The organism is Streptomyces sp. NRRL F-5123, from assembly GCF_000721495.1.
Taxonomy (GTDB): Bacteria; Actinomycetota; Actinomycetes; order Streptomycetales; family Streptomycetaceae; genus Actinacidiphila.
The window spans coordinates 1-218 of record NZ_JOHY01000237.1; the positions used below are offsets into that span (position 1 = coordinate 1).

Consider the following 218-nt stretch of genomic DNA (forward strand, 5'->3'; position numbering starts at 1 on the left):
TCGCTCGGCTCCGCGGCCGCCCAGTCCGGCCGGTACTTCGGCACAGCCGTAGCAGCAGGCAGACTCGGCGACTCGACCTACTCCACCATCCTCGACCGGGAATTCAACATGATCACCCCGGAGAACGAGATGAAGTGGGACACCACCGAACCCTCCCGCGGAAACTTCAACTTCGGCCCCGCCGACCAGATCGTCAACCACGCACAAGCACACGGCCA

General features: G+C 64.2%; 1 protein-coding gene. It reads left to right on the forward strand.

Features of this window, described 5'->3' with window-relative positions; genetic code table 11:
• Positions 1-218, forward strand: a 218-nt coding sequence (locus IH54_RS0139095) for an endo-1,4-beta-xylanase (protein WP_031526498.1), incomplete at both ends; no start/stop codon positions are given.